This window comes from Methylicorpusculum sp. (assembly GCF_030651835.1).
Classification (GTDB): domain Bacteria; phylum Pseudomonadota; class Gammaproteobacteria; order Methylococcales; family Methylomonadaceae; genus Methylicorpusculum.
The window spans coordinates 1-1,393 of sequence record NZ_JAUSBX010000037.1; the positions used below are offsets into that span (position 1 = coordinate 1).

Here is a 1,393-nt window from a genome sequence, read left to right on the forward strand (position 1 = left end):
AAGGTATGGGGTGTGGCTAGCGAGGATGTCGGCAGCAGGGATTGCTGCCGTCAAGCCCCCATGGAGGGGTTCACGGCGGTCCTCGATAGACACATCCCATACCTTCTATTCTTAGACGGTTTTTCAATCAAAAGGGAGTAATAAATAATTCTCGAATACTATCTAATCCAATAGTGCAAAGTTTGTGTAAAAGTACCATCTCCATTATTGACGGATTCCATTTGCCCGCTGATGCCCGCGTATTGGCCTGTGCCACCAACAATCGCTATGTCTGACGCCCCTTGATCCAATTCCCGTCCCGCTACCTGGATGCTGCCGTTTTTTAGTGTCAAGGTCCATTGGCATTGAAAGCTGTGACCCATGCGTGTGCGTATGCACGTGCCGCTATTGTTGCCGATCTGCTCAGCTTTTTCGTTGAGTAAGGGCTGATCGAAGGTCAGGATATCGCCCGCCGAATCACCTGGCTCACCTATGTCAATGAATTTAGCTTTGTGAATTCTCGCATCAGCGACGGTTTCAAGTGTTAGCGGTAATTTCTGTGTGCAGGATGCCATGCCCAGAAAGCTTGCGAATAGGATTCGGTGCGAGGTAGTTGGCATCTAATTATTCCCACTATAAAAATGGATAGAGGCGAGGCATAGATCCGCCTTAAAGTCGCGCCCGATACCCACCAGTCCGATACGTTTCAGTTGATTCTGGCGGAATTTCTGTGTTGTTTTGTAGGCCTCCAAATCGTCAAAAGGAATGCGGATGGTTTGCCAGTCGCTGGTAGCTTTGAAGCTGGCACGATAGGATTGCCATGGGAAGCCTAGGTCCGAATTGCGAAAGTGCAGGTTGTAGTCTTCGTTGTTGCCAGCTACTTCCATGACAATGCCGGCAAACGTTGATGCATCGAAGTGGTCTTGATCAGACAATGACAAAGCTATTTGCACAAAACCGCCGTTGTTCTCAGTTGAGACGTCCCCTTGCATACGTAAACAGTCCCTTCCTCTATACCTATCCAGGGTGAGCTTGCCAATCGAAATTCCGCCCATTACCCGGTCGGTGACCACGCGCCATTCAATGCCAAGGTTGGATTTCAGATTGCCACTTCTTCGATCATCAATTATAAAATCATTTGCCAGCACCGATCTCGTTACCGCTCTGAACAACCTATGATTTTCAATTAAACCTAAGTTTTTCTTCCTGATTCATAGAGAATAGTTTCACGCTACCAATAGCTTAGCGTCAGCGCTTTTCTCTCCACAGGCTGGCACCGTAGAGCTTACGGCATAATTCTTTAAATTTATTGCTGCGTTTAAATCACGGTCTAGCGTGTTTCCGCACTCGCAGTTCATCGTTCTATCCGATAACTTCAGTTCATGGATAGCGCCGCATACACTGCAGGTTTTAG

General features: G+C 47.7%; 3 protein-coding genes. All 3 read right to left on the reverse strand.

Annotation, left to right across the window (positions count from 1 at the left end; translation table 11 throughout):
* Positions 1–158 precede the first annotated feature (158 nt).
* Positions 159–599: a dirigent protein gene (locus tag Q7V32_RS04550; protein ID WP_304895796.1), complete on the reverse strand. Its 441-nt coding sequence runs from the start codon at positions 597–599 to the stop codon at positions 159–161.
* On the reverse strand, positions 600–1,127 hold the full coding sequence (locus tag Q7V32_RS04555; RefSeq protein ID WP_304895797.1) for a CIA30 family protein: 528 nt from the start codon (positions 1,125–1,127) through the stop codon (positions 600–602).
* A gap of 78 nt (positions 1,128–1,205) precedes the next feature.
* Positions 1,206–1,393, reverse strand: a 188-nt coding sequence (locus Q7V32_RS04560; RefSeq protein WP_304895798.1) for a zinc ribbon domain-containing protein, incomplete at its 5' end; no start/stop codon positions are given.

What these genes read in the sequence shown, in the direction of transcription:
- Q7V32_RS04550 (WP_304895796.1), bottom strand. Translation starts at nt 599, where the DNA reads ATGCCAACTACCTCGCACCGAATCCTATTCGCAAGCTTTCTGGGCATG.